The organism is Kitasatospora papulosa, from assembly GCF_000717245.1.
Classification (GTDB): domain Bacteria; phylum Actinomycetota; class Actinomycetes; order Streptomycetales; family Streptomycetaceae; genus Streptomyces; species Streptomyces papulosus.
The window spans coordinates 368,235-393,029 of the sequence record NZ_JNYQ01000004.1 but is presented as its reverse complement, the minus strand read 5'-3'; the positions used below and the strand labels follow the sequence as shown (position 1 = coordinate 393,029).

Annotated in this window: 23 protein-coding genes and 1 tRNA gene; 13 read left to right on the top strand and 11 right to left on the bottom strand. The window is 71.1% G+C overall.

From position 1 onward, the window contains the following. Positions 1-17 precede the first annotated feature (17 nt). Positions 18-1,166, bottom strand: a complete 1,149-nt coding sequence (locus tag IA22_RS0112980; RefSeq protein WP_030123679.1) for a ThiF family adenylyltransferase — start codon at positions 1,164-1,166, stop codon at positions 18-20. A gap of 179 nt (positions 1,167-1,345) precedes the next feature. On the opposite strand from IA22_RS0112980, the gene IA22_RS0112975 reads away from it, so the two are divergent. The 4 genes from IA22_RS0112975 to IA22_RS0112960 all read left to right on the top strand — a co-directional run bounded on the left by IA22_RS0112975 (position 1,346) and on the right by IA22_RS0112960 (position 5,137). Next, positions 1,346-1,972 (top strand): M48 metallopeptidase family protein, encoded by a 627-nt coding sequence (locus tag IA22_RS0112975; protein ID WP_014154187.1) that lies wholly within the window; start codon positions 1,346-1,348, stop codon positions 1,970-1,972. A 106-nt stretch (positions 1,973-2,078) separates the two neighbouring features. Continuing rightward, a complete protein-coding gene (locus IA22_RS0112970) occupies positions 2,079-3,671 on the top strand; it encodes a TerD family protein (protein ID WP_030123678.1) in 1,593 nt (530 codons plus the stop codon). 11 nt (positions 3,672-3,682) lie between these two features. Then, on the top strand, positions 3,683-4,363 hold the full coding sequence (locus IA22_RS0112965) for an AIM24 family protein (RefSeq protein ID WP_014154185.1): 681 nt from the start codon (positions 3,683-3,685) through the stop codon (positions 4,361-4,363). An 18-nt stretch (positions 4,364-4,381) separates the two neighbouring features. After that, a complete protein-coding gene (locus IA22_RS0112960; RefSeq protein ID WP_014154184.1) occupies positions 4,382-5,137 on the top strand; it encodes an AIM24 family protein in 756 nt (251 codons plus the stop codon). Positions 5,138-5,196: 59 nt separating this feature from the next. Here IA22_RS0112960 and IA22_RS0112955 read toward each other — a convergent pair whose 3' ends face one another. Further along, the gene (locus IA22_RS0112955) at positions 5,197-5,742 is read right to left on the bottom strand and encodes an NUDIX hydrolase (protein ID WP_030123677.1); all 546 of its coding nucleotides are present in this window, start codon (positions 5,740-5,742) and stop codon (positions 5,197-5,199) included. Continuing rightward, a complete protein-coding gene (locus tag IA22_RS0112950) occupies positions 5,739-7,193 on the bottom strand; it encodes a zinc-dependent metalloprotease (RefSeq protein ID WP_014154182.1) in 1,455 nt (484 codons plus the stop codon). Before IA22_RS0112950 ends, IA22_RS0112955 begins: the two co-directional genes overlap by 4 nt. Before the next feature lie 191 nt (positions 7,194-7,384). Here IA22_RS0112950 and IA22_RS0112945 point away from each other — a divergent pair, with 191 nt between their 5' ends. The 4 genes from IA22_RS0112945 (at position 7,385) to IA22_RS0112935 (ending at position 10,690) form a co-directional block, all read left to right on the top strand. Then, entirely contained in the window at positions 7,385-8,527 is a 1,143-nt protein-coding gene (locus IA22_RS0112945; RefSeq protein ID WP_014154181.1) for an SDR family oxidoreductase, read from the top strand. Between the two features lie 106 nt (positions 8,528-8,633). Next, positions 8,634-9,095: a molybdenum cofactor biosynthesis protein MoaE gene (locus IA22_RS0112940; protein WP_030123676.1), complete on the top strand. Its 462-nt coding sequence runs from the start codon at positions 8,634-8,636 to the stop codon at positions 9,093-9,095. Between the two features lie 127 nt (positions 9,096-9,222). Beyond that, positions 9,223-9,393, top strand: coding sequence for a hypothetical protein (locus IA22_RS37110; protein ID WP_014048224.1), 171 nt, complete (start codon positions 9,223-9,225; stop codon positions 9,391-9,393). Positions 9,394-9,580: 187 nt separating this feature from the next. Continuing rightward, on the top strand, positions 9,581-10,690 hold the full coding sequence (locus tag IA22_RS0112935; RefSeq protein WP_030123675.1) for a YlbL family protein: 1,110 nt from the start codon (positions 9,581-9,583) through the stop codon (positions 10,688-10,690). 40 nt (positions 10,691-10,730) lie between these two features. On the opposite strand, the gene IA22_RS0112930 is transcribed toward IA22_RS0112935, so the two are convergent. Then, positions 10,731-11,300 (bottom strand): PPA1309 family protein, encoded by a 570-nt coding sequence (locus IA22_RS0112930; RefSeq protein ID WP_014154178.1) that lies wholly within the window; start codon positions 11,298-11,300, stop codon positions 10,731-10,733. A 126-nt stretch (positions 11,301-11,426) separates the two neighbouring features. On the opposite strand from IA22_RS0112930, the gene IA22_RS0112925 reads away from it, so the two are divergent. The 3 genes from IA22_RS0112925 to IA22_RS0112915 all read left to right on the top strand — a co-directional run bounded on the left by IA22_RS0112925 (position 11,427) and on the right by IA22_RS0112915 (position 16,760). After that, positions 11,427-14,351: a UPF0182 family membrane protein gene (locus IA22_RS0112925; RefSeq protein ID WP_014154177.1), complete on the top strand. Its 2,925-nt coding sequence runs from the start codon at positions 11,427-11,429 to the stop codon at positions 14,349-14,351. 42 nt (positions 14,352-14,393) lie between these two features. Beyond that, positions 14,394-14,467, top strand: a tRNA-Met gene (locus IA22_RS0112920). Between the two features lie 211 nt (positions 14,468-14,678). Further along, on the top strand, positions 14,679-16,760 hold the full coding sequence (locus tag IA22_RS0112915) for a tetratricopeptide repeat protein (RefSeq protein ID WP_030123673.1): 2,082 nt from the start codon (positions 14,679-14,681) through the stop codon (positions 16,758-16,760). A gap of 157 nt (positions 16,761-16,917) precedes the next feature. Here the strand turns inward: IA22_RS0112915 and IA22_RS0112910 are convergent, their stop codons facing one another. Next, complete coding sequence (locus tag IA22_RS0112910; protein WP_014154175.1) at positions 16,918-17,337, bottom strand: Fur family transcriptional regulator; 420 nt, start codon at positions 17,335-17,337, stop codon at positions 16,918-16,920. Positions 17,338-17,495: 158 nt separating this feature from the next. Between IA22_RS0112910 and IA22_RS0112905 the strand changes: the two genes are divergently transcribed. Then, the gene (locus IA22_RS0112905) at positions 17,496-18,968 is read left to right on the top strand and encodes a catalase (protein WP_030123672.1); all 1,473 of its coding nucleotides are present in this window, start codon (positions 17,496-17,498) and stop codon (positions 18,966-18,968) included. A gap of 91 nt (positions 18,969-19,059) precedes the next feature. Here the strand turns inward: IA22_RS0112905 and IA22_RS0112900 are convergent, their stop codons facing one another. Next, a complete protein-coding gene (locus IA22_RS0112900; RefSeq protein WP_030123671.1) occupies positions 19,060-19,461 on the bottom strand; it encodes a CBS domain-containing protein in 402 nt (133 codons plus the stop codon). 123 nt (positions 19,462-19,584) lie between these two features. Further along, positions 19,585-20,385 carry a histidinol-phosphatase gene (gene hisN, locus IA22_RS0112895; RefSeq protein ID WP_014154172.1) on the bottom strand — a complete coding sequence of 267 codons (801 nt, stop codon included), beginning with the start codon at positions 20,383-20,385 and terminating at the stop codon, positions 19,585-19,587. A gap of 155 nt (positions 20,386-20,540) precedes the next feature. Between hisN and IA22_RS35195 the strand changes: the two genes are divergently transcribed. Then, a complete protein-coding gene (locus tag IA22_RS35195) occupies positions 20,541-21,155 on the top strand; it encodes a TetR/AcrR family transcriptional regulator (RefSeq protein ID WP_081889823.1) in 615 nt (204 codons plus the stop codon). On the opposite strand, the gene IA22_RS0112890 is transcribed toward IA22_RS35195, so the two are convergent. The 4 genes from IA22_RS0112890 to IA22_RS0112875 form a co-directional block, all read right to left on the bottom strand. After that, on the bottom strand, positions 21,085-21,408 hold the full coding sequence (locus IA22_RS0112890; RefSeq protein WP_014154170.1) for a DMT family transporter: 324 nt from the start codon (positions 21,406-21,408) through the stop codon (positions 21,085-21,087). The genes IA22_RS35195 and IA22_RS0112890 overlap by 71 nt on opposite strands. A gap of 118 nt (positions 21,409-21,526) precedes the next feature. After that, entirely contained in the window at positions 21,527-22,543 is a 1,017-nt protein-coding gene (gene rsgA, locus IA22_RS0112885; RefSeq protein ID WP_030123670.1) for a ribosome small subunit-dependent GTPase A, read from the bottom strand. A 4-nt stretch (positions 22,544-22,547) separates the two neighbouring features. Further along, positions 22,548-23,927, bottom strand: coding sequence for a 3-phosphoshikimate 1-carboxyvinyltransferase (aroA, locus tag IA22_RS0112880; RefSeq protein ID WP_030123669.1), 1,380 nt, complete (start codon positions 23,925-23,927; stop codon positions 22,548-22,550). A 124-nt stretch (positions 23,928-24,051) separates the two neighbouring features. Next, a complete protein-coding gene (locus tag IA22_RS0112875) occupies positions 24,052-24,765 on the bottom strand; it encodes a M50 family metallopeptidase (protein ID WP_014154167.1) in 714 nt (237 codons plus the stop codon). Positions 24,766-24,795: the final 30 nt, after the last annotated feature.

Below are 24,795 nucleotides of genomic sequence, written 5' to 3'. Positions count from 1 at the left end.
CGCTCCGTCGGCGGCGGTCACCCGGCCATTGTGTCCTGCGCGGCGGCGGCCGCGGAGGTGAGCTCCACCTCAGTGTGCCCGGCGGCGCCGCAGGGACAGTCGGGGTGCGGCGCCAGCCGCTCCGACCGCCAGTCCAGCAGAGGCATGGCGGCCTCCCAGCGTGTCCCCGTGCCGGCGGGGAGTTCCCCGTCGAGGAAGGACAGGGCGTGGGCGGCGGCGAGCCCGGCCACCGCTGTCGCCAGACCCAGCTCACACGCCTGCACGCAGGTGCGCCGCCCTGACTTCCACTGGGCGAGCATCCGGGGCCACTGCGGGTCGGCCTCCGCACGGTTCAGGGCCAGGCAGCCCGCGCAGCCCGTGCCTCCGGGCAGCACCAGGGGACCGACCACTCCCGTGGCCTCGATGACACCGGCGTAGAGATGCGGTGTGCCCGAGGCGATCCACGGTGCGGCGACATCCGGATCGGGGGCGTAGACGGAGAGGCCGTCCCGGGGCGCCACCACGATCAGGGACAGGGCGGGCTCGCCGCATGCCGGAGCCCTGCTCGTCCCCACCGGGTGCGGGGGCGGCCCGCCGACCGCCGATCTGCGCACCAGCTGCCGGGCCGCGGTGTCCCGGCGTTCCCCGACGGACGACGCCGGGAGCCCGCCCGGTGCCACGTCCCAAGGCTCCGTGCGGCCCCCGTCGAGGACCTCGACGTGGCCCACCCCCGAACCGGACAGCACAGCGGCGATCGCCGCGCCGACCCTGCCCGCACCGCGCACCTGGACCCGCATCGCGCGCCGGGCCGCGAGTCTGCGCAGCCCGCTGCCGGGCGCCGGATGGACGACGGAGAGGGCCGCCGCGTCAGGGCGCTGCCGCTCGACGGCCTCGGCGCGAAGCCGTAAGGCGTCGGCCTCCGGGCCGCCGGCGTCCGGATCGTCCAGCAGACCGGCTTCCGTGAGGCGTGACACCAGAATGTCCACGTGCCGGTCCGACAGGTCCAGGGCTCTGGCCTCCTCGCGCAACAGAGGAAGTCCGCGCGTGCCGTCGAGCAGTTCCAGAAAACTTCCGGTGGCGATATCCATCGGCCCCAGCGTGACCGCGTGCGCCGGCGTCACGCCGAATTGCACGGTGTTCCGTCCACGCCAGGCCCGGCGGAGTGCGGGCTTCAGCATGAGATGCATGACTTCTCCCAGGTCGGTCTCGTGATCCGTTGCCAGAATGCAACGTGACGGCGAAACGGGCCGAAAGTTGTCCACAGGCCGGGGCATTAGTCGTTCAAATGGTGCGGACCGAGAAGTGGATCAAGGCTGAACCCCCGAGTGGCGGGACTTCCCCCTTCGTGGGCGGGTAACGTCGTGCCGTGCCCGCCGACTCCCCTCCCGGTCTCGCCGGGGCGACCCCCGAGCGCCGCGCCGGACGCCAGCAGCGCCGCGCCGCAGCCACCCAGCCGCCCCGCGGGACATCGGCGAGCCCGGTCGAGGTCCGCAGGAGCGCGCGGCGCAGCAGGACGGTCTCCGCGTACCGTGAGGGCGATCGCACCATCGTGCTCATCCCCGCCCGCATGTCCGAGGCGGAGGAGCAGCGCTGGGTCGGCGTGATGCTCGACAAGCTCGCGGCGCAGGAGAGCAAGCGGGTCATCGGTGACAGCGAGCTGTCCGACCGTGCCGAGCGGCTCTCGGACCAGTACCTCGAAGGCCGGGCGCGGCCCGCCTCCGTGCGCTGGGTGACCAATCAGAACACCCGCTGGGGCTCGTGCACCCCGGCGGAGGGCAGCATCCGGCTCTCGCACCGACTGCAGGGCATGCCCGAGTACGTCGTCGACTACGTCCTCCTCCACGAGCTGGCCCACCTGCTGGTTCCGGGGCACGGGCCGCGCTTCTGGCGGCTCCTGGAGGCGTACCCCCGCACCGAGCGCGCACGGGGATATCTCGAAGGAGTCGTGGCTGCCGACCGGCTTCCCCGGCTGCCCGCCGCTCGCGAGGAGTGACGTCGCCGGTTGTGTACCGGGTCTGTACCGGCTTGGCTCATTGTCGTGGTTTGCGGTTAGCCTGACGCGACGCATTCACCTTCGGGATGGGGGACGGTCGTTACGCATGGCCAGGGAATTCCAGCGCGGCCACAAGGCCAAGGTCAGTGATCTCACGTCAGGGACGGATCTGTACGTAGGCGTGCAGATCGCGGGCCCCGGCCTGACGTTCGACATCAGCTGCTTCGGTCTCGACGCCGACGAGCAGCTCTCCGACGACCGGTATTTCATCTTCTTCAACCAGCCGAAATCACCGGAGGAGTCCATTCAGCTCCTCGGTGCCCAGGCCGGTGACACCGAATCGTTCCGCGTCACACTCGACCGCATTCCGGCGAACATCCACAAGCTGTCCTTCACCGCGACCCTCGACGGTGCCGGGCAGATGTCGCAGGTGGGTCCCGGGTACATCCGGATCGTCGCCGGCGGCGAGGAAGTGGTGAAGTACGCCTTCACCGGTTCGGAGTTCACCACCGAGCGCGCGGTCATGCTCGGTGACTTCTACCTGAAGGACGTCTGGCGCTTCGCCGCGGTCGGCCAGGGCTTCGACGGCGGACTCGACGCGCTGCTCAAGAACTTCGGCGGCGAGGTCGCCGAGGAAGCTCCCGCCGCGCCGTCCCAGGACGCCCCTCCCGCCTTCGCGCCCCCGTCCCAGGCGTCCGCCCCTCCCGCGTTCGGTGCTCCGGCAGCGCCCCAGGCGCCCCAGCCGGCACCCGCCTTCGGTGCCCCGTCGGCGCCGGCTCCCGCACCGCAGCAGCCCCCGGTGCACGCGGCGCCCACGATCGCCGCACCGATGGCGCCCCAGGCGCCCGCTCCGTACGGGCAGCCGCCCCAGCAGCCGCAGTTCGGGCAGATCCCGGGACAGGGTGCTCCTCCCGCCGCCCCGCCCTACGGTCAGCAGCCCCCCGCGGCACCGCCTTACGGCCAGCAGCCCCCGGTGCCGTTCGGGCAGCAGCCTCCGGGCCTGCCGCACGGTGTTCCCCAGGGTGTTCCCGCCGCCGGTGCGGGGCTGCAGGCCGCCCTGCAGCCCTACAAGGAGGCGGCCACGGGGCAGCGCTGGACCTCGCAGAACCAGCAGCTCATGCGCGTCGACCTCACGATGGGCGGTATGCCGGTGCTGGCCCGCCAGGGCAGCATGGTGATGTACCAGGGCAAGGTGGACTTCGGTTACAAGGGAGCCGGGTTCGCCGGCCGCATGGTCGGCAACGCGACCGGCCAGGAGATGCAGCTGATGCGCTGCACCGGCCGCGGCCAGGTCTTCCTCGCGGAGGAAGGGGCGCACCTGCACCCCATCGAACTGCAGGGCGACGGCATCTGCGTCTCCGCGGAGAACGTCCTCGCCTTCGACGAGTCCCTGCTGTACGAGGTCCGCAGGATCGAAGGGCACGGCATCCCCGGCGGCGCCCTGTTCACCATGCAGTTCCAGGGCACCGGCACCGTGGTCGTCAAGACCCACGGTGTGCCGGTCGTCCTGCCGGTCACGCCGACCACCTTCGCCGACTGCAACGCCGTGGTGGCCTGGTCGTCGGCCTCCCAGGTGATCGTCTCCAGCCAGGTCCGGCTGCGCCGCAACGCGTATCCGGGACACAGCGGGGAGACCGTGAACCTCCAGTTCCGGGGAGCCCCCGGGAACTTCGTCGTCGTCCAGCCCTACGAGGTCTGAGGGAGCCCGTCATGAACCAGCAACTCGCGGGCTTCGCCCCGACCCCCGTCACGGCCCGCATGGAGAACCACGGCCGCACGATGCTCAAGGTCGCCATGGCAAGCGGCCAGGACCTGTACGCGCGCACCGGCTCGATGGTGGCCTACGAGGGCTTCATCCAGTACGAGCCCAACCCGCCGGCCGTCCGCCAGATCGCCTCCCAGTGGATCACCGGCGAGGGCGCGCCGCTGATGAAGTGCGCCGGCGACGGGCTGCTCTACCTCGCCGACTACGGCGCCGACGTGGTCGTCATCAACCTCGACAACGACTCCCTGTCGGTCAACGGCACCAACCTCCTCGCCTTCGACAGCCACCTCACCTGGGGTGTCGAGCGGGTCAAGGGACTGGCCAAGTTCGCCGGCCAGGGCCTGTGGAACGTCTGCGTCCAGGGCACGGGGTGGGTCGCCATCACCTCGCGCGGCACGCCGATCGTCGTCGACTGCGGCCGGGGCGAGGACGAGACGTACGTCGACCCCGACGCACTCGTCGCCTGGTCCCCGAACCTCAAGGTGAAGGGCAAGCGCAGCTTCAAGGCGGGCTCGCTCATCGGGCGGGGCAGCGGAGAGGCCTACCAGATGGCCTTCTCGGGACAGGGCATTGTCGTCGTCCAGCCGAGCGAGGACAGTACGGACCGCCTGCGGGTCCGGAACTGAGCGGGGGAGGAACACATCATGCAGAGTCCGCTTTTCAGCCACACCGAACAGCAGTCGCAGGACCGCTACACCGTCCAGAACCCGCAGCTCCTGCGCGTCGCGCTGACCGGTCATGACGACGTCCTCGCCCGCAAGGGCGCCATGGTCGCCTACCAGGGGCTCATGGAGTTCGACGGGGAGTACCAGTCGCACGCCCAGCGCAGCGCCCGCAGGAGCACGGGCGAGGGCCTCGACCTCATGCGGTGCTCCGGTCAGGGCACGGTCTACCTCGCCAACCTCGCCCAGTACATCCACGTGGTCGACGTCGACCACGAGGGGATGACGGTCGACAGCGCGTACGTCCTCGCGCTGGACTCCTCGCTGCACACCGAGGTCATCGCGGTGGACAGCCAGTACGGGATCTCCGGCACCGGCAAGTACCAGCTGAACATCTCGGGCAACGGGAAGGTCGCGCTGATGACCTCCGGCCAGCCGCTGATGATGCAGGTGACACCCGACAAGTACGTCAACGCCGACGCCGACGCGATCGTCGCCTGGTCGAGCGGGCTGCGGGTGCAGATGCAGGCCCAGACGCACTCCACGGGTGTCATGCGGCGCCGCGGCAACACCGGCGAGGGCTGGGAGCTGAGCTTCCTGGGCCAGGGCTTCGCCCTCGTGCAGCCCAGCGAGGTGCTGCCTCCGCAGAACGCCCAGATCGGCCAGGGGGCCGCGGCACAGTTCGGTGTGGGCCAGCACGGTGCCCACGGCCAGAACCGGAACAACGCCTGGAACTGACCCCGGTCGTCACCGCGGGCGGTGGGGCGGTCTCCGGACGGAGACCGCCCCACCCGTGTCTAGAAGCCCTGCGCCAGCCGTGCCCTGGTGCGCTCCAGCAGCCGCACGACCGAGCCGTCCGCCACCCCCGCCACCTCGTCGTACGGGAACCAGCGCAGGTCGAGTGACTCCTCGCTGATCTGCTCCACGGCCCCGGCCGTCGCCGTCGCCGCGTACTGCACGTCCAGGTGCCAGTGGCACGGAGCCGGGATGGGGTGCCGGTCCAGCCGCACCGGCCCGCCGGGCAGCAGGGAGAGCCCCGCGATCCCCGACTCCTCCGTGGCCTCGCGCAGGGCCGCAGCCGCGAGCGTGGTGTCCTGGGGCTCGCAGTGTCCGCCCATCTGCAGCCACATCCGCAGCTTCCTGTGCAGGGTCAGCAGGACCCGTCCGCGCTCCGGGTCCACCACCAGCGCGCTGGCCGTCAGGTGCCCGGCTCCGCACGCCTTCCACATGCCGTCGGGATGCCCGGCCAGGTGGTCCAGGTAGGCCAGGCGGAGCCCGGCCTGCCGCGCGTCGCCCTCGTCGTAGGCCTTGAGGACCGATACCGCGTCGTCGTGCAGGCTCACCGGCCGTCGTCGTCCTTGCCGTCGGTCCTCGGCCCGTCGTCCCCGGCCCCGTCCTCGCCCCGGTCCTCGGCCGAGGGCTTCCGGGTGCCGCCCTCCGCCGCCTCGCCGAGCATCTTGTCCAGCTCGGAGAAGTCCAGCTGCTCGTGGTGGACGAAGCCGTCCGGGTCGTCCAGGTCCTGGGCCGTCGGCAGCATGTCCGGGTGCTCCCACAGGCCGTCACGGCCGTCGACGCCCCGGGCGTCCGTGAGCGAGGCCCACAGACGCGAGGCGTCCCGCAGTCGGCGCGGCCGCAGCTGGAGGCCGATGAGCGTGGCGAAGGTCTGCTCCGCGGGACCACCGGACGCCCGGCGCCTGCGCATCGTCTCGCGCAGCGCGTCCGCCGAGGTCAGACGGGACTTCGCGGCCTCGTGCACCACCGCGTCGACCCAGCCCTCGACGAGGGCGAGAGCCGTCTCCAGACGGGCCAGCGAAGCCTTCTGCTCCGGGGTGTCCTCGGGCTGGAACATGCCCTGCTGAAGCGCGTCCTGCAGCTGCTCGGGCTGCGACGGGTCGAACTGGCCGACGACGTCCTCGAGCTTGCTGGTGTCGACCTTGATGCCGCGCGCATACGCCTCGACCGCGCCGAAGAGGTGCGAGCGCAGCCACGGGACGTGTGCGAAGAGCCGCTGGTGGGCCGCCTCGCGCAGCGCCAGATACAGCCGCACCTCGTCCTGCGGAACGCTCAGGTCCTTGCCGAACCGCTCGACGTTCAGCGGGAGCAGCGCGGCCTTCCCGGCCGGCGCCAGCGGAAGGCCGATGTCGGTCGAACCGACGACCTCGCCGGCGAGCACGCCCACGGCCTGCCCGATCTGCTGGCCGAACATGGCGCCGCCCATGGACCGCATCATGCCGATCAGCGGGCCGGCCATGGCCTGCATCTCCTCCGGCAGGACATCTCCCATGGCCAGGCCGACGCGCTCGGCGACCGGGTCCACCAGCTGCTGCCAGGCGGGCAGGGACGCCTCGACCCACTCGGCACGGCTCCACGCCACGGTCGTGACGGAACCCGAGGGCATCGAGGTGACGCCGTCCAGCCAGAGGTCGGCGAGACGGAGCGCCTCGTCGACGGAGGTCCGCTCGGCGGGGCCGACGCTCGCGTCCTTGCTGCCGTCCGTGGTGCCCTGCGACACCGTCTGGCGGGCGATCTGCTTGGCCATGTCCCAGTTGACCGGGCCGCCCTCGTAGCTCAGCATCTGGCCGAGCTGCTGGAAGGCCGCACCCAGGTCGTTCGGGTTCATCGAGCCGAACATCGCCGCGAACGGGTTGTCCCCGCCCGCGCCGGGCCCGAAGCCGAACGGGTTCGCCGGCCCGCCCGAGCCCTGCCCACCACCGGTGGGGTCCTTCTTCTTGCCCTCGTCGCCGTCTTCCGGCTCCTCCGGCGGAAGGCCGAATCCGAATGGGGTGTCACTCACGGGTTTCCTCGGCTCGTAAGGCCGCCGGCTCGAACCGACGGCGACTGCCCGACATCACCATCCAGCGTAGACACCGAAGCCCGCTCGGGGCCTCAGTGCTCCGCCGGCTCCCGGCCTGCGGCAGGATGGACGCCACCTGGTACGCACGCGTCATTCGGGTACGTACTGAAGACAACCGCTGGAGACGCCCGGTGAGTTCCCCAGATCCGCAGGTTCGCGCAGCGCGAAACCTGGCCGACCCCTCGCCCGAAAGCAAGCCCACGAAAAATTCTTCCCGAAGCCGCGGCCCCGTCGTCGCGGTCACCGGTGCCGCGACCGGCGTCGGTGAGCTGCTCACCGCCCACCTCGCCGCATCCGACGAGATCAAGCAGGTCATCGCCATAGACGAGCGCAGGGGCGACGTCTCCGAGGCGACGTGGCACGTCCTGGACGTCCGCGACCCCGGCATCGCCGAGAAACTGCGTGGCGCGGACGTCGTCGTGCACATGGCGCTCGACCTCGACCTGGAGACCGACCCCGCCGCCCGTACCGCGTACAACGTGCGCGGTACCCAGACCGTCCTGACGGCGGCCGCCGCCGTCGGTGTCCACCGGGTGGTGCTGTGCACCTCGGCGATGGTCTACGGAGCCCTGGCCGACAACGACATCCCGCTCGCCGAGGACGCGGAGCTGCGGGCCACGGCCGAGGCCACCGGCGTCGGCGACCTGCTGGAGATCGAGCGGCTCGGACGCCGCGCGCCCCGCGCCCACCCCGGTCTCAACGTCACGGTCGTGCGTCCCACGGTCCTGGTCGGCGGCACGGACACGGCGCTCACCCGGTACTTCGAGTCCCCCAGGCTCCTCGTCGTCGCCGGCTCGCGTCCGGCCTGGCAGTTCTGCCACGTCGACGACCTGGTGAGCGCCCTGGAGTACGCCGCTCTCGAGAAGATCGACGGAGAGTTCGCGGTCGGATGCGACGGCTGGCTCGAGCAGGAGGAGGTGGAGGAACTGTCCGGTGTGCGCCGGATGGAACTGCCGTCCGCCGTCGCCCTCGGCGCCGCCGCCCGGCTGCACCGCATCGGTCTCACGCCGTCACCGGCGGGCGATCTCGCCTACACCATGCACCCCTGGGTGGTGAGCGTCAGCAGGCTCCACGACGCGGGATGGCGCCCCCGGTGGACCAACGAGGAGGTCCTGGCGGCGCTCCTGGAAGAGGTGGAGGGGCGCCACACGGTCGCGGGCCGGCGGCTCGGCCGGAAGGACGCCACCGCCGCGGGCGCCGCGGGTGCCACCGTCGCGCTGCTCGGAACGGCCGCTCTGGTCCGGCGGGCCCGCAAGGCCCGTCGTCGTTTCTAGACCGGTGCCACCCGGTCCGTCCTGGTAGGAGACTCCAAGAGGACGGGGGCGGCGCTGGTCGACCACGCTATTCCGGGATGTCGGTGCCGTGCGGCACCATGGCCCCATGGCACGCACCCACGACCACCCCGGCGAGCAGGCGGCCCAGGACCCGATCCGGCTCCTGGACATCCGGGACACGCCGCTCTCCCTCGACGAGATCTTCCGCGCGGTCGGGGACGACGCGGCGGGAGGCACGGCGCTCTTCGTCGGCACCGTGCGCAATCACGACGACGGCCAGGACGTCGGTTCCCTCGGCTATTCGTGCCATCCGTCGGCCGCCGACGAGCTCCGCCGGGTGGCCGAGAAGGTGGTGGCCGAGTTCCCGGTGCGGGCGCTCGCCGCCGTCCACCGGGTGGGTGAACTGGGTGTGGGCGATCTGGCGGTGGTCGTCGCCGTGTCCTGCGCCCATCGGGGTGAGGCCTTCGAGGCATGCCGCAAGCTCATCGACGACCTCAAGCACGAGGTCCCGATCTGGAAGCACCAGCGTTTCTCCGACGGCACGGAGGAGTGGGTCGGCGCCTGCTGAGCGCAAACCGTCCCGGGGGGCATCAGCCCCGATTTGCGTAACCGCACCCCTGCCGTGAGCGTTGGTGCTGCAGCTGGCTAGTCTTCTGATCGTCGGTTGCGGTCGCTCATGGGGTAGGGAGGTCGTGATGGCAGCACTCGCTTGGCTGTTGATTCCGCTCATAGCCGCTCTCGGCGCGGCGATATGGGGAGGGTGGGCAGCCCGTAATCGAACTACCGGTGACGTCACCGAACTCGCCGGCTACGCCCGGTTCCGTGAAGCGATGGAGAAATCGCATTCCGGTTCCGAGGCGGTCTGACACTCCGCGACCGTACGCAGTCGCCAATTCCGCACCGCACCGCACCACACCGCCTCCCCGCCGCCCCGTCGGCGTCGCGAGCGGAACCCCCGGTGCCGCCCGTCCCGCCCGGACCGGCCACGTCCCTCCGCCTCGTACGGACCGGCCCCGACGGTGCACTGACAGGCCGTTCCCGTACTGTCGTTCCATGCCACGCCGCACCGCGACGATGCTCGCCTCCACCCTCATCCTGATCGCGCTGCTCTGCGCAGGCGTGCTGATCCGCGTGCCGTACTCGGAGATGTCCCCCGGTCCGACCGTGAACACGCTCGGCGACGCGCGAGGCGAGCCGGTGCTGCACATCAGCGGACACAAGACGTACCCGACCTCCGGGAACCTCAACATGACGACGGTCCGTGTCACCGGCGCGGACTACGACATGAACATCGTCGAGGCCGTCTACGGCTGGCTGGCCCACGACAGCGTCGTGGTGCCCCACGACACCCTCTATCCGGACGGCAAGACGGAGGAGGAGTCGACACAGGAGAACGCCGAGGAGTTCAGCCAGTCCCAGGAGAGCGCCAAGGTCGCCGCCCTGGAGGAGCTGAAGATTCCCGTCACCTCCCGGGTCGTGGTCTCCACGGTCGTCAAGGACAGCGCGGCCGAGGGCGTGCTGCACGCCGGAGACGTGATCAAGGCCGTCGACGGAACGGCGGTCGAGCAGCCGGAGGACGTCGCGAAGCTCGTCACGAAGCACGAGCCCGGCGAGGACGTCGTGTTCACGATCATCCCGGCCAAGGCGGCGGCGGCCGCCGAGAAGGCGGGCAAGGAGCCCCAGGGGGCCCACGACGTCACCCTCACCACGCGGAAGGCGCCGGAGGATCCCGCGGACCCCTCGGCGGAGGACCGGGCGATCGTGGGGATCCAGGCCGGGACGGACCACACGTTCCCGTTCGAGATCGACATCAAGCTCGCCGACGTCGGCGGGCCGAGCGCGGGACTGATGTTCTCGCTGGGCATCATCGACAAGCTGACGCCCGGAAAGCTGACGGGCGGCAAGTTCATCGCCGGTACCGGCACCATCGACGACGACGGCAAGGTCGGTCCCATCGGCGGGATCAACATGAAGCTGGTCGGAGCCCGCGACGCGGGCGCCCGGTACTTCCTGACCCCGGACGACAACTGCTCCGCCGCCGCGTCCGACACGCCGAGCGGCCTCACCCTGGTGCGGGTGAAGACCCTCGACGACGCCACGAAGTCGCTGGAGAAGATCCGCGCGGGGGACACAGCCGGCCTGCCGAGCTGCTCGACGGGCTGAGGCGCCGGCCCCGCCCCGGGGGGCGGGGCCCGGCCCGGCGTCAGGACTCGAAGGTCGCCGCGAGTGCCTCGGCCAGCCCGGGGACCAGCCCCGCACCGGTCAGGACCTCGGTGGGGGAGTCCTTCTCGCGCAGCCGCACGGCCGAGTCCCGCGCTCCGTCCCGCAGCACCGCCACGGTCATCCGCACCTCCTGGCGGTCGGGATGCTTGCCGACCCACTCGGTCAGCTGGGCGTCGGTCAGACCGTCCGGCACGGACGCCTCCGCGGAGGGCGGCAGCATCATCCGTTCCACGGTCATGGCGCAGCCGACCACGGCGTCGGGCCAGGCGATCGTGGCGAGGAACTCGTCCAGCGCGGTGCCGGCGGGAAGCTCCTCCTGCTCGACGGGGGTCAGGGCGGCGGTCGGGGAGGCGGCGTCGTCGAGGCCGAGCTGGGCGGCGAGGCCCGGCTCGTGGGCCCGCAGCCGGGCGGTGTCGACCAGGGCGAACAGCCTGGCCGGCTGGTCCCAGCCGAGACCTGCTGCATAGGCGTCGATTTCGAGGACGGCGACGGTCAGGGGGCTCGCGGCCATCGGGGGGCCTGAGGGGGAAACGTTGGGCATGCCCAACATCCTGCCTCCTTCTGCCCCGGGAACGGGAACTAGGTAAAGCCTCAGTAAGTTGCATAGGTGGGCTCTACGATCGCTGGGCCTGCTCCACACGACCCGAACTTCGAGGTGCGCACGTTGGCTTTCCAGATGCCGGACCGCGGCGGAGGCCCGACCGGGCCACGGATCAGAGTCGGCCGCCCGTCCCGGCGCGTCCGTACCCTGCTCATGACTTTGGGTGTCCTGGCGGTCCTCGCCATGGCCTTCGTCATGTTCGCCGGGTTCTGGACGGACTGGCTCTGGTACAGGTCGGTAGCGTTTTCGTCCGTCTTCACCACCACCCTGTGGACCAAGATCGGGCTGTTCCTCGTCTTCGGACTGCTGATGGCCGTGGCCGTCGGCGTGAACATCTGGCTCGCGCACCGGCTCCGGCCGCCGCTGAGCGCGATGTCGCTGGAACAGCAGAGCCTGGACCGCTACCGGATGAGTGTCGCCCCGTACAAGAGGTGGGTGCTGCTCGCGGTCACCGCGCTCGTCGGGCTGATCGCCGGCGCCTCCGCGTCGGGCCAGTGGCGTACGTGGCTGATGTATGTCAACGGCGTGCCGTTCGGGCAGAAGGATCCCCAGTTCAAGCTGGACGTCTCCTTCTACGCCTTCGACCTGCCGTGGTACCGCTTCATGCTCGGGTTCGGCTTCGCCGCCGTGGTGCTGTCGCTGATCGCGGCGGCGCTGACGCACTACCTCTACGGCGGCCTGCGGATCACGAGCCCCGGCGCGCGCGCCACGGGCGCGGCCACCGGCCACCTCTCCGTGCTGCTCGGGATCTTCGTCTCTCTGAAGGCCGTGGCGTACTGGCTCGACCGGTACGGCCTGGCGGTGAAGTCCAGTGACTTCAAGGCCACGGACAACTGGACGGGCCTGAGGTACGTCGACGCCAACGCCTATCTCCCGGCGAAGACGATCCTCTTCTGCATCGCGGTGATCTGCGCGGTGCTGTTCTTCGCGACCCTCTGGCGACGCACCTGGCAGCTGCCGGTCATCGGCTTCGGTCTGATGGTGCTGTCGGCGATCCTGATCGGCGGCCTCTACCCGGCGATCGTCCAGAAGTTCCAGGTCCAGCCGAACGAGCAGGCCAAGGAAGCCGCGTTCATCCAGAAGAACATCGACGCGACACGGGACGCCTACGACATCGACGACGCGAAGGTCGACGACTACGAGGGCACCAGCACGACGGACGACGGCACGAAGCTGAGGGCCAACGCCGACGCCGCCGCCAGCTACCGCGTGATGGACCCGAACGTCGTCTCGCCGGCGTTCCAGCAGATCCAGCAGAAGAGGAACTACTATCAGTTCCCCAAGACCCTGGACGTCGACCGCTACAAGGGCCCGGACGGCAAGGAGCAGGACACCGTCATCGGCCTGCGCGAGCTGAACCTCCAGGGCCTTCCCAAGCGGAACTGGATCAACGACCACTTCACGTACACCCACGGCTACGGCGCGATCGCGGCCCGGGGCACCACGACGGGCACCAACCCGGCGGGCTCCCCGGACTTCACCGAGTCGGGCCTGCCCACCACCGGTGACCTGGGCACGTACGAGCAGCGGATCTACTACGGCGAGAAGACCGAGCAGTACTCCATCGTCGGCGGGCCCCAGAAGGAGCTCGACTACGAGGAGGACGGCGAGAAGACCACCAGTTACAAGGGCGACAGCGGCGTCAGCCTCTCCAACGCCTTCAACCGGGCGGCCTATGCCGTGTCCTTCAGCGAGCCGCAGATCCTGTACTCCGGAGCCATCGGGGACGGATCGCGGATCCTGTACAACCGCACGCCCAAGGAGCGCGTCGAGGCGGTCGCCCCCTGGCTGACCATCGACGGCGACGCCTACCCGGCGGTCGTCAAGGGCCGCATCCAGTGGATCGTCGACGCGTACACCACCACCAACGGCTACCCGTACGCCTCGCGGACGACGCTCGGTGACACCACGGCCGACTCGCTGACCACCAACCAGCGGGCCGTCGTCGCCCAGCAGAACCAGGTCAACTACATCCGCAACTCGGTGAAGGCCACCGTCGACGCGTACGACGGCAAGGTCAAGCTCTACGAGTGGGACACCGAGGACCCGGTCCTCAAGACCTGGCGCAAGGCGTTCCCCGGCACGGTGGAGCCCCGGGCGGACATCCCGCAGCAGCTCATGGACCACCTGCGCTATCCGCAGGACCTGTTCAAGGTCCAGCGGGAGCTGCTGACGCGGTACCACGTGCAGAACCCGGCGCAGTTCTACAGCGGCAGTGACGCCTGGCAGGTGCCGGACGACCCGACCAACAAGGAACCCGGGTCCGTCCCGCCGTACTACCTGAGCATGAAGATGCCGGGCCAGGACACCCAGAAGTTCTCGCTGACCACGACCTTCACCCCGAAGGGGCGCCCCAACCTCGGGGCGTTCATGGCGGTGGACGCGGACGCGGCCAGCAAGGACTACGGCACTATAAGACTGCTGAGAGTCACCAGCACGGTCAAGGGACCGGGCCAGGTGCAGAGTGAGCTCAACGGCAACGACGACGTCGCCGAGTTCGTGAGGAACCTCAAGGGCACGGACTCGGACATCGAGTACGGCAACCTGCTGACCGTGCCGCTCGACGGGGGCTTCCTCTACATCGAACCGGTCTACACGCGCGGTGGCACGCAGAACTACCCGCTGCTGCGCAAGGTGGCCGCCTCGTACGGGTCGAAGATCGTCTTCGAGAACAGTCTCGGGGAGGCGCTCAACGCCGTCTTCGGGGTCGAGGGCTCCGACACGACGACGCCGCCGACGGAGCCGGACGAGCCACCGGGCGACACCACGGAGCCGCCGGCCACCGGGGACGCCGCGCTGAAGAAGGCCATCGCGGACGCCCAGAAGGCGTACACGGCAGGCGAGGCGGCCCTCAAGGAGCAGGACTGGGAGGCCTACGGCAAGGCCCAGGCAGACCTGCAGAAGGCGCTGGAGCGGGCGGCCGCGGCTCAGCCGAAGTCGGGTGGCGCCTCGGGCAGCGAGGGCGCCGGGAAGCCGGAGGGCGACGACCAGGGCAGCTGAGAAAGGTCCACCCCGCGTCGTGGTACGGTTTGAACACAACGACGCGGGGTGGAGCAGCTCGGTAGCTCGCTGGGCTCATAACCCAGAGGTCGCAGGTTCAAATCCTGTCCCCGCTACTGAAAGGTGAAGGCCCGGATCCTATGGGATCCGGGCCTTTGTCGTGTCGCGACACGTTTTTCAAGTTGTCGGAGTGAAGTGCGGTTCGCGGGGCACGAGTTGGTGCCAACCGTGTTTCACTTGTCTCTCTGTGGGCATGTCGACAAAACGCTGAAGTGACCTTACTGGCCGCGGTATTCCAGGTGTACGCGGGTTGCGGGTGGTGCGACGATGGTATTTATGGGGGACAGGGCAACTCTGTTGGAGACAGGGCGGTTTGTGCAGCGAAGCGGCCGGATGGCGGGGAACGTGGCAGATGCGGCATTCGTCGCCGCCCTGGCCACGACCGCTGACCTCGCCGACGGCGCCCACGAGGCCGCCGTCCTCGCCGCGGACATCACCGGCCCCGCCGGTGCCGCCGGGAACGCCGGCACCACCGAGGGCACGCGCGCAGTCAGCGGCGGCCCCGCCGACGGCACGGACGCCACCGACACCACCGACACGGCGGACCACGCCGACGAGACCGAGGCGCGCCACCGCCGTGCCGCGGAGGCCGGTGACACGGCCTCGATGAGCGTGCTGGGCGCTCTGCTGCTGCGCCGCGGCGACCTGGACGGGGCGGAGACCTACCTGCGCGCGGCCACCGCGGAGGGCGACCGCGCCGCGGCCAACAACCTCGGGGTGCTCCTCCACCAGAGGGGCTACGCGGACGAGGCGGCCGGCTGGTGGCGGATCGCCGCCGTCGCGGGCTCCGCGGCGGCCGCGCACGCCCTGGGACGCCACTTCCGGGAGCGCGGTGACGAGCCCGGTGCCGAGTACTGGCTGCGCCAGTCCGCCGAGCAGGGCCACGCACTGGGCGCGTACGCCCTGGCCGACCTGCTGGAGCACCGCGGCGACGCCGGTGCCGAGCGCTGGCTGCGCGCCGCCGCCGAACAGGGGCACCGGGAAGCCGCGTACCGCCTGGCGCGGACGATCGAGCGCAACGCCGTCGGTGACGCGCACGACGCCTTCGGCCTGGGCCGTGTCATGGACGAAGGCCGCCGTGTGCTGGACGCCGGTGCGCCGGTGAAGCGCGACAGCCCGGTCGCCGGGCCCGACGCGAGTCGGGTCGGCGAGGCTGAGCAGTGGTACCGCCAGTCCGCCGCACGCGGGCACCGTCGTGCCGCCCTCCATCTCGGCGCCATCCTCGAACAGCGCGGCGAGCTGAAGGAGGCGGGCCGCTGGTATCTCACCGCCGCCAAGGACGGCGAGCCGCGGGCGGCCTGCGCCCTCGGATTCCTGCTGCGTGACGCGGGTGACGAGGAGAGCGCCGCCGTGTGGTGGCTGCGTGCCGCCCAGGACGGCGACGGCAACGCCGCCAACGCGCTGGGCGCCCTGCACGCGGCCAGGGGTGAGCAGCAGACCGCCGAGCGCTGGTACCGCGCCGCCATGGACGCCGGTGACGTCAACGGCGCCTACAACCTGGGACTGCTGTGCGCCGCCCAGGACCGGATCCCGCAGGCCGAGCAGTGGTACCGCCGGGCCGCCTACGCCGGACACCGTGAGGCGGCGAACGCGCTGGCCGTGCTGCTCCTCCAGGCCGGCGACGCGACCGGGGCCGAGCCCTGGTTCTCCAAGGCGGCGGAGGCGGGCAGCGTGGACGCCGCCTTCAACCTCGGCATCCTGCACGCCGGACGGGACGAGGACCGCGCGGCGCTCGGCTGGTATCAGCGGGCGGCGGCGGCCGGGCACACCGATGCCGCGCTCCAGGTCGGCATGGCGCTGCTGCGGGACGGCGACGAGCGGGAGGCCGAGCGTCATCTGCGCTGCGCCGCCGGTGGCGGCAGCGCCGAGGCCGCCTTCCGGCTGGCCGGCGTCCTGGATCTCCGGCAGCCGGCTCCCGGCCCTCCCGCGCTGGGTGAGGCGATGCCGGAGAAGACCGAGTGCGAGGAGTGGTACGAGAGGGCGGCCGAGCAGGGGCACCGCCGCGCCCAGGTCAGGGCCGGGATGCTCGCGGCAGCCCGCGGGGACATGGAGAGTGCCGCGCGCTGGTACCGCGAGGCCGCCGAATCCGGCAGTCGCAACGGAGCCTTCAACCTCGGCCTGCTGCTGGCGCGTGAGGGCAGCGAGCGCGAGGCGGCCCTGTGGTGGAGCCGCGCCGCCAACGACGGCCACGGCCGGGCCGCCCTGCGTCTCGCGCTGCTCGCCGCCCGACGGGGTGAGCTCACCGAGGGGCAGCGCTGGTGCGCCCGGGCGGTCGAACTGGGCCCGGCCGAGGTGGCCGAACGCGCCGCGCGTCTGCTGGAGGCGCTGCACCAGGAACTCACCGCGTGAGCCGGCCTGCCCGCGTGGGCTCATAACCCAGAGGTCGCAGGTTCAAATCCTGTCCCCGCTACTGAAGACAGAGGCCCGGATCCTTCCAAGGATCCGGGCCTCTGTCGTATGCCGCTGCAAAGAACCGCCGGGGCCCACGCGTGCGGCGTGGGGTGGCTCAGGCCGTGGCGGCGCAGTTCGGGCAGATCCCGCGATACGTCACCTCGACGTCCGAGACGGTGAAGCCGAAGCGCTCGTCGTCCGGCAGGTCGGCCATCGGGTTGCCCGACGGGTGTACGTCCCGGATCGCCCCGCAGCGACCGCACACCAGGTGGTGGTGGGGGCGGTGGGCGTTCGGGTCGTACCGCTTGGCCCGGCGGTCGGTGGAGACCTCGATGACCTCCCCCAGGGACACCATCTCGCCCAGGGTGTTGTACACGGTGGCGCGGGAGATCTCGGGCAGTCGCTCGACGGCCCTCGCGTGGACCTCGTCCGCCGTCAGGTGCACATGGTCCCCCTCGAGAACCTCGGCCACCACGCGCCGCTGTGCCGTCATGCGCCAGCCGCGTCCACGAAGTCGTTCCAGGAGGTCACTCATGGGGCCCAGCCTAACAGTGGAAGGGCCGAGTCCCGAGTAGGTGTGACTTTAGAAGACAAATTGACTTGGATTGAGTCCAATGTAGGATCGGTGACGTACTGGCCGAGGGCAGGCTGAGGCCGAGAACAGACCGCGCAGGGAACGCCGCTGCGCAGCACATGACGCAGGAGGCGCGCGTGACCCAGGGACCGCTCACCACGGAGGCCGGCGCTCCGGTGGCCGACAACCAGAACAGCGAGACCGCAGGCCCGGGCGGACCGGTCCTCGTCCAGGACCAGGCGCTTCTCGAGAAGCTCGCGCACTTCAACCGCGAGCGCATCCCGGAGCGCGTCGTGCACGCCCGAGGCGCCGGTGCGTACGGCACCTTCACACTGACCCGGGACGTGTCGCGGTGGACCCGCGCGAAGTTCCTCTCGGAGGTCGGCAAGCAGACCGAGACCTTCCTGCGCTTCTCCACCGTCGCGGGGAACCTCGGTTCCGCCGACGCGGCGCGTGACCCCCGCGGGTGGGCGCTGAAGTTCTACACCGAGGAGGGCAACTACGACCTCGTCGGCAACAACACCCCGGTGTTCTTCATCAGGGACGCCATCAAGTTCCCCGACTTCATCCACACCCAGAAGCGCGACCCGTACACCGGCTCGCAGGAGGCGGACAACGTCTGGGACTTCTGGGGTCTCTCCCCCGAGTCCACGCACCAGGTCACCTGGCTCTTCGGTGACCGCGGCATCCCGGCCTCCTACCGGCACATGGACGGCTTCGGCTCGCACACGTTCCAGTGGAACAACGAGGCCGGCGAGGTCTTCTGGGTCAAGTACCACTTCAAGACCGACCAGGGCATCAAGAACCTCACCGCCGAGGAGGCCGTCCGCCTCTCCGGCGTGGACCCGGACAGTCACCAGCGCGATCTGCGCGAGTCCATCGAGCGGGGTGAATTCCCCAGCTGGACCGTGCAGGTGCAAATCATGCCCGCGGCGGAGGCGGCCACCTACCGCTTCAACCCGTTCGACCTGACCAAGGTGTGGCCGCACGCGGACTACCCGCCGATCGAGATCGGCAGGCTGGAGCTCAACCGCAACCCGGAGAACGTCTTCGCCGAGGTCGAGCAGTCGATCTTCAGCCCCGCGCACTTCGTCCCCGGTATCGGCCCGTCCCCCGACAAGATGCTGCAGGGCCGCCTCTTCGCGTACGGCGACGCCCACCGCTACCGCGTCGGCATCAACGCGGACCACCTGCCGGTGAACCGCCCGCACGCCACCGAGGCGCGCACCCACAGCCGTGACGGCCACCTGTACGACGGCCGTCACAAGGGAGCCAAGAACTACGAGCCGAACAGCTTCGGCGGCCCGGTCCAGACCGGCAGGCCCCTCTGGGAGCCCGTCCCCGTCGCGGGCGGCACGGGCAACCACGTGACGCCGCTGCACCCCGAGGACGACGACTTCGTACAGGCCGGCAACCTCTACCGGCTGATGTCGGAGGACGAGAAGGTGCGGCTGATCGACAACCTCGCCGGATTCATCTCCCAGGTCTCGCGCGACGACATCGCGGAGCGGGCGGTCGGCAACTTCCGTCAGGCCGACGAGGACTTCGGCAAGCGGCTGGAGGCCGCGGTCCAGGCCCTGCGCGGCCGGTAGCCCTTGCCGTCGGCGGTGGGCCGGATTCCCCGGGTCGTCCGGGGGTCCGGCCCGCTGCCGTACCCGGAGACCCGGGGCGGCAGGGGCGTCGTCACAGGGCCGCGCCCGCCGCCTGCCTCCTGGCCGGGGCCCAGCACCTGATGATGTCGCGGACGGAGACGACGCCGACCGGACCGTCGCCGTCCAGCACGATCAGATGCCGGAAGCCGCCGTGCGTCATGGCTGCCGCCGCCTCCTCCAGGGTCCAGGCCGGAGAGGCGAAGACCACGTCCGTGGTGGTGTGACCGGACGCGTTCTCGGCGTCGGGGTCCAGGCCCGCTCCCACCGCGTCGAGGATGTCCCGCTCGGTGAGGATGCCGAGGCCGCACGTGTCCGGATCGTGGACGACGGCCGCTCCGATGCGCCGGGCCGACATCAGCCTGGCCGCCTGGCGGAGCGTGTGGGCCGGACCGATGGTGAGGACCAGGGTGCTCATGGCGTCGCGGACGAGCATGTCGGGAGCCACCTCCTTGGGGGAGTGAACGGCGAATCGGCCTTCGTGAGGCAATTCACAAGTTCACAAGTGGGGGGAATCCCAGAGTCGCACCACCGAGGGGGCCGGACAAGGGGCGTACGCCTAGTAGCGCTGGTTCAGATAACCCAGCAGCTCGTCGTGCAGCAGTCCGTTGGACGCCGCCGCGTTGCCGCCGCCCGGGCCGGACACCCCGTCCAGGCTGGTGAACCGTCCACCGGCCTCCTGTACGACGATCGCTGTCGCCGCCATGTCCCACAGGGAGAGCTCCGGCTCCGCGCAGATGTCGACCGAGCCCTCGGCGACCATCATGTAGGGCCAGAAGTCGCCGTATCCACGGGTGCGCCAGCAGGCGCGCGTCAGATCCATGAAGCCGTCGAGCCGGCCCTGCTCCTCCCAGCCGGTCATCGAGGAGTACGCGAACGAGGAGTCCGCGATGCGCTCGACCTTCGACACCCGCAGCCGCGTCGCGGACGTCAGGCTGCGGCCGGAGAACGCGCCGGCACCCTTGGCCGCCCACCAGCGACGGTTCAGCGCGGGGGCGGACACCACGCCGACGACCGGCTGGAAGCCGTCCTCGCCCGCCTCCATCAGCGAGATCAGGGTCGCCCATACGGGGACGCCGCGTACGTAGTTCTTGGTGCCGTCGATCGGGTCGACGACCCAGCGCCGCGGGCCGGTGCCCTCGACCCCGTACTCCTCGCCCAGGATCGCGTCACGCGGGCGCGCCCGGTGCAGGTGCCCGCGGATCAGTTCCTCCGCGTGCTTGTCCGCCTCGCTCACCGGGGTCATGTCCGGCTTGGTCTCGACCTTGAGGTCCAGGGCCTTGAACCGGTCCATCGTCGCCGCGTCGGCGGCGTCCGCCAGTACGTGGGCAAGGCGCAGATCATCGTGGTAGTCGGGCATGCCGTCACAGTATCCACAGCCACCCGGCCGGGCTACACGGCCCCGCGCCGGGCGGGCACCTCCCCGCACGCCGGGGCGGGGCCGTACGCGGACCCTTGACAGGGTGTCCGGGCGCCTCAACTCTGATGCGCAGGTCCCCGGCGTGGGAGGCGACGATGCCCTCAGCGCGAGAAGCACTGCTGGACTCCGCGTACGCGGCGCTGACGACGCGGCCCTGGACGGCCGTACGCATGGTCGACGTGGCGGCCGCGGCGGGAGTGTCCAGGCAGACCCTCTACAACGAGTTCGGCAGCAAGGGCGGACTGGCGCGCGCACTGGTCCGGCGTGCAGCCGACGGCTATCTCGCCGGGGTCGAACGGACGCTCGGCACCCATCCGGCCGAGGGTGGCGGCCCTGCGGAGCTCGCCCGCTGGACGGTCCGGGCGGCCCACGGAGACGTCCTGGTCAAGGCGCTGATCACCGGTGTGTGGGGGGATCACCTGCCCCGGCCCGACGCAGCCCCCGCCGGACGGTACGGCGCACCCGCACCGCCGACGCCCACCGAGATGCTCGCCCTCGTCCGCGACCGGGCGGTGGCCGTGCTCGGGGCGGGCCCCTCACCGCGCGACCCCGTGCGGCTGGAGCTGTGCTGCGAGGTCGCGCTCAGGCTGGCCCTCTCCTACACGCTGGTGCCGGCGGACTCCGGGCCTGGGCCGGGGATCACTGCGCCGAACCGGACAGCTGCAGACCGATCACACCGACGATCACCAGTGAGATCGACACCAGCTTGAGCGTGGAGACCACGTCGTCGAGGAAGACCATCCCGTAGATCGCCGTGCCCGCGGCCCCGATACCCGTCCACACCGCGTAGGCCGGGCCGACGTCGAGCTTCTTGAGGGCCAGCGTGAGCAGACCGAAGCTGCCCAGGGCGAACGCGCAGAACGCGACCGTCGGCCACAGGCGGGTGAAACCGTGCGAGAGCTTCAGACACACGGCGAAGCCGGTCTCGAGCAGTCCAGCGACCACGACCAGCAACCACGCCATCGTCCGGTGCCTCCCACGTAGGTGACGTTCGTCCCGCCTGCGCGATTATGCCCTTACCTGTCGTGGGAGCCCGCAAACGCGCGAGGGGCGGCCCGGCCGTCCGCCGCCACGCGGTGTCTCAGTCGCCCTCGCGCCGCTCCCGCGTCGCCAGCAGCCGCCGCAGCGAGTCGAGGCGGGCTGGATCCGCGTGGCCCTCGGCGACCCACGCGTCCAGCGCGCACTCCGGCTCCTGGCCGTCGTGGGTGCAGCCGCGCGGGCAGTCCTCCGTGCCCGGCTGGAGATCGGGGAAGGCGTTGATGACCCGCGAGGGGTCGACGTGGTGCAGCCCGAACGACCGTACGCCCGGGGTGTCGACGACCCAGCCGCGGCCGTCGGGCAGCGGCAGGGCGAGCGCCGAGGTGGTGGTGTGCCGGCCGCGCCCCGTGACGGCGTTGACCACCCCGGTCGTCCGCCGCCGGTCCTTCGGCACCAGCGCGTTGACCAGGGTCGTCTTGCCGACCCCGGAGTGTCCGACGAAGGCGGTGACCCGGTCGTTCAGCAGCTCGCGCACACGGTCCGCGGCGTCACCGTTCTCCAGCTCCTCGCGGCTGGTCACGACGTACGGGACGCCGAGCGGGGTGTAGGCCTCCAGGAGCTTGTCCGCCGAGGCCAGGTCCGACTTGGTCAGCACCAGGAGAGGGCTGAGCCCGCCGTCGTACGCCGCGACCAGGCAGCGGTCGATCATGCGCGGGCGGGGCTCGGGATCGGCGAGCGCGGTGACGATGGCCAACTGGTCGGCGTTGGCCACGACCACCCGCTCGAAGGGGTCGTCGTCGTCCGCCGTGCGGCGCAGCACCGACGTACGCGTACCGATCCGCACGATGCGGGCCAGGGTGTCCTTGTCGCCGGAGAGGTCCCCGACGAGAGACACCCGGTCGCCCACCACGGCTGCCTTGCGGCCGAGTTCGCGGGCCTTCATGGCCGTCACCGTGCGGTCGTCGACGAGGCAGGTCAGCCTGCCCCGGTCGACGGTGAGCACCATGCCGTCCTCGGCGTCCTCGTGCTTGGGCCGCGTGTGGGTGCGGGGCCGGTTGCCCTTGGGGTTGGGGCGGACGCGGATGTCGTCCTCGTCGGGGTTCTTCCCGTAGCGGCGCATGTCCTCAGACCCCGCGGCTTCCCGCGGAGGCGCCGAGCGCGCCGGGTGAGACGCCGACGGCACCGGACGGTTCCCCGAGCATGCCGGTCCACATCTCCGGGAAGTCCGGCAGGGTCTTCGCGGTCGTGCCGACGTTCTCGATCTCGACCCCCGCGACCGCGAGGCCGATGATCGCGCCGGCGGTGGCCATCCGGTGGTCGTCGTACGTGTGGAAGGTGCCGCCGTGCAGCGGGCCGGGCACGATCCGCAGGCCGTCGGCGGTCTCCGTGACGTCGCCCCCGAGCCCGTTGATCTCCTTGGTGAGCGCCGCGAGCCGGTCCGTCTCGTGCAGCCGGAGGTGGGCGACGCCGCGCAGGGTGGACGGGGAGTCCGCGAGGGCGGCGAGGGCGGCGATGCCCGGCGTCAGTTCACCGACCTCGCTCAGGTCGACGTCGATGCCGTGGACCGAGCCCGTGCCCGTGAAGGTGAGACCGCGCTCGGTCAGCTCGCACACGCCACCCATCGCGGTGAAGATCTCGCGCAGCGCGTCACCCGGCTGGGTGGTCCGCAGCGGCCAGTCGGGGATCGTGACCCGGCCGCCCGTCACCAGCGCCGCGGCCAGGAACGGCTGGGCGTTGGAGAGGTCGGGCTCGACGGTCAGGTCGCGGCCCAGCAGCGCGGAGGGGGAGACCCGCCAGACGTTCGGCTCGCCGCCCGTCTCCGGCTCGTCGACCTGGGCGCCGACCGAGCGCAGCATGTCGACGGTCATCCGGATGTGCGGCATGGAGGGCAGGGTCGCGCCGGTGTGCCGCACCTCCACGCCCTGGTTGAAGCGGGGCCCGGAGAGCAGCAGGGCGGAGACGAACTGGGAGGACGAGGACGCGTCGACGGACACCGGGCCGCCGTCCAGCGCGCCCGCGCCGTGCACGGTCAGCGGCAGCGTCCCGCGGCCGTCGTCGTCGATCCGGGCGCCCAGGGACTTCAGCGCGTCGATCACGCCGTGCAGGGGCCGCTCGTAGGAGCGCGGGTCGCCGTCGAAGTGGACGGGGCCGTCCGCGAGGCAGGCCACGGGCGGCAGGAAGCGCATGACCGTCCCGGCGTTGCCGACGTCCACCCGGGCCGGGCCGTGCAGACCGGCGGGGATGACCCTCCACGCCTCGCCCGAGCCGTCGGGGCCCACGCCCTCCTCGATGCCGACCCCCAGGGCGCGGAGCGCCTGGGCCATCAGCAGGGTGTCGCGGGAGCGCAGCGGGCGGCGCAGCCAGCCCGGCTCCGAGGAGAGCGAGGCGAGGACGAGCGCGCGGTTGGTGACCGACTTCGATCCGGGCACGGTGACGGTCGCGTCGACGGCCCCGCTCGCTAGGGGGGCGGGCCAGAGGGCGGGGTGCACGGCACTTTCGGTCATGCCCCTCACTTTAGTGGCTCTCCGCAAACCCAGATCTTCAACAAAAGGGCCGAAACCGGTGCGTAATACAAGGGTGGTACAGGCGGCTCGCCGACGGTGTCCGGGGCGGCGGCCCCTCCGGTCCTCACAGTCCGAGGAGCCAGCGTCCGCCGCCGATCAGCGAGCTGAGCGACACGGCGTGGAAGAGGAAGAGCCACAGCGCGGCCGGGGCGTGCGTCAGCCGGGCGAGCTGGTCGGCGTCGGAGTCGGGGGCACCGCCGTACCGGCGCTTGGACTGGAGCTCGAACGCCGGGCGCACGCCCCCGAGCAGCAGGAACCAGACCGCCGTGTACGCGAACGCCGACTGGACGTCGGCCGAGGTCAGCCAGGACACCAGCAGGAACGTCGTCCCCGTGAGGATGACGGTGAGGGCGCCGTAGAGGTTGCGGATCATCACCAGCATGACCGCCAGCAGGGCGGTCGCCAGCCACAGGAACAGGGTGATCCTGCCGTTGGTCAGCAGCCAGGCACCGCCCAGCCCGAGCAGCGGGGGCGCCGTGTAGCCGGCCGCCGCGGTGAGGATCATGCCGACGCCGGTCGGCTTCCCGCGGCTGACCGTGAGGCCGCTGGTGTCCGAGTGCAGGCGGATCCCGGAGAGCTGCCGCCCCGTGAGCAGGGCCACCAGACCGTGTCCTCCCTCGTGCGCGATGGTGATCGCGTTGCGGGAGAGCCGCCATATGAGGTTCGGCACCACGGCGACGAGGGCCGCCGTCGCCGTGACCACAACCAGCCACTGCTCGGGGGCGGACTGGGTTCCGAAGACGCGATCCCAGAGATCGCCCAGGTCGGTGCTGTCCATGGTGCGGGCGGCTCCTTCGGGTGCGCGAGG

Bases quoted from the DNA above. Each gene is read 5' to 3' on its own strand.
- IA22_RS0112925 (WP_014154177.1), top strand. From the start codon at position 11,427: ATGCCGGACCGCGGCGGAGGCCCGACCGGGCCACGGATCAGAGTCGGC.
- IA22_RS0112905 (WP_030123672.1), top strand. From the start codon at position 17,496: ATGACGCAGGAGGCGCGCGTGACCCAGGGACCGCTCACCACGGAGGCC.
- IA22_RS0112935 (WP_030123675.1), top strand. From the start codon at position 9,581: ATGCCACGCCGCACCGCGACGATGCTCGCCTCCACCCTCATCCTGATC.
- IA22_RS0112890 (WP_014154170.1), bottom strand. From the start codon at position 21,408: ATGGCGTGGTTGCTGGTCGTGGTCGCTGGACTGCTCGAGACCGGCTTC.
- IA22_RS37110 (WP_014048224.1), top strand. From the start codon at position 9,223: ATGGCAGCACTCGCTTGGCTGTTGATTCCGCTCATAGCCGCTCTCGGC.
- IA22_RS35195 (WP_081889823.1), top strand. From the start codon at position 20,541: ATGCCCTCAGCGCGAGAAGCACTGCTGGACTCCGCGTACGCGGCGCTG.
- IA22_RS0112915 (WP_030123673.1), top strand. From the start codon at position 14,679: ATGGTATTTATGGGGGACAGGGCAACTCTGTTGGAGACAGGGCGGTTT.
- IA22_RS0112980 (WP_030123679.1), bottom strand. From the start codon at position 1,166: ATGCATCTCATGCTGAAGCCCGCACTCCGCCGGGCCTGGCGTGGACGG.
- IA22_RS0112875 (WP_014154167.1), bottom strand. From the start codon at position 24,765: ATGGACAGCACCGACCTGGGCGATCTCTGGGATCGCGTCTTCGGAACC.
- IA22_RS0112900 (WP_030123671.1), bottom strand. From the start codon at position 19,461: ATGCTCGTCCGCGACGCCATGAGCACCCTGGTCCTCACCATCGGTCCG.
- IA22_RS0112930 (WP_014154178.1), bottom strand. From the start codon at position 11,300: ATGTTGGGCATGCCCAACGTTTCCCCCTCAGGCCCCCCGATGGCCGCG.
- IA22_RS0112960 (WP_014154184.1), top strand. From the start codon at position 4,382: ATGCAGAGTCCGCTTTTCAGCCACACCGAACAGCAGTCGCAGGACCGC.
- IA22_RS0112970 (WP_030123678.1), top strand. From the start codon at position 2,079: ATGGCCAGGGAATTCCAGCGCGGCCACAAGGCCAAGGTCAGTGATCTC.
- rsgA (WP_030123670.1), bottom strand. From the start codon at position 22,543: ATGCGCCGCTACGGGAAGAACCCCGACGAGGACGACATCCGCGTCCGC.
- IA22_RS0112965 (WP_014154185.1), top strand. From the start codon at position 3,683: ATGAACCAGCAACTCGCGGGCTTCGCCCCGACCCCCGTCACGGCCCGC.
- IA22_RS0112940 (WP_030123676.1), top strand. From the start codon at position 8,634: ATGGCACGCACCCACGACCACCCCGGCGAGCAGGCGGCCCAGGACCCG.
- IA22_RS0112910 (WP_014154175.1), bottom strand. From the start codon at position 17,337: ATGAGTGACCTCCTGGAACGACTTCGTGGACGCGGCTGGCGCATGACG.
- aroA (WP_030123669.1), bottom strand. From the start codon at position 23,927: ATGACCGAAAGTGCCGTGCACCCCGCCCTCTGGCCCGCCCCCCTAGCG.
- hisN (WP_014154172.1), bottom strand. From the start codon at position 20,385: ATGCCCGACTACCACGATGATCTGCGCCTTGCCCACGTACTGGCGGAC.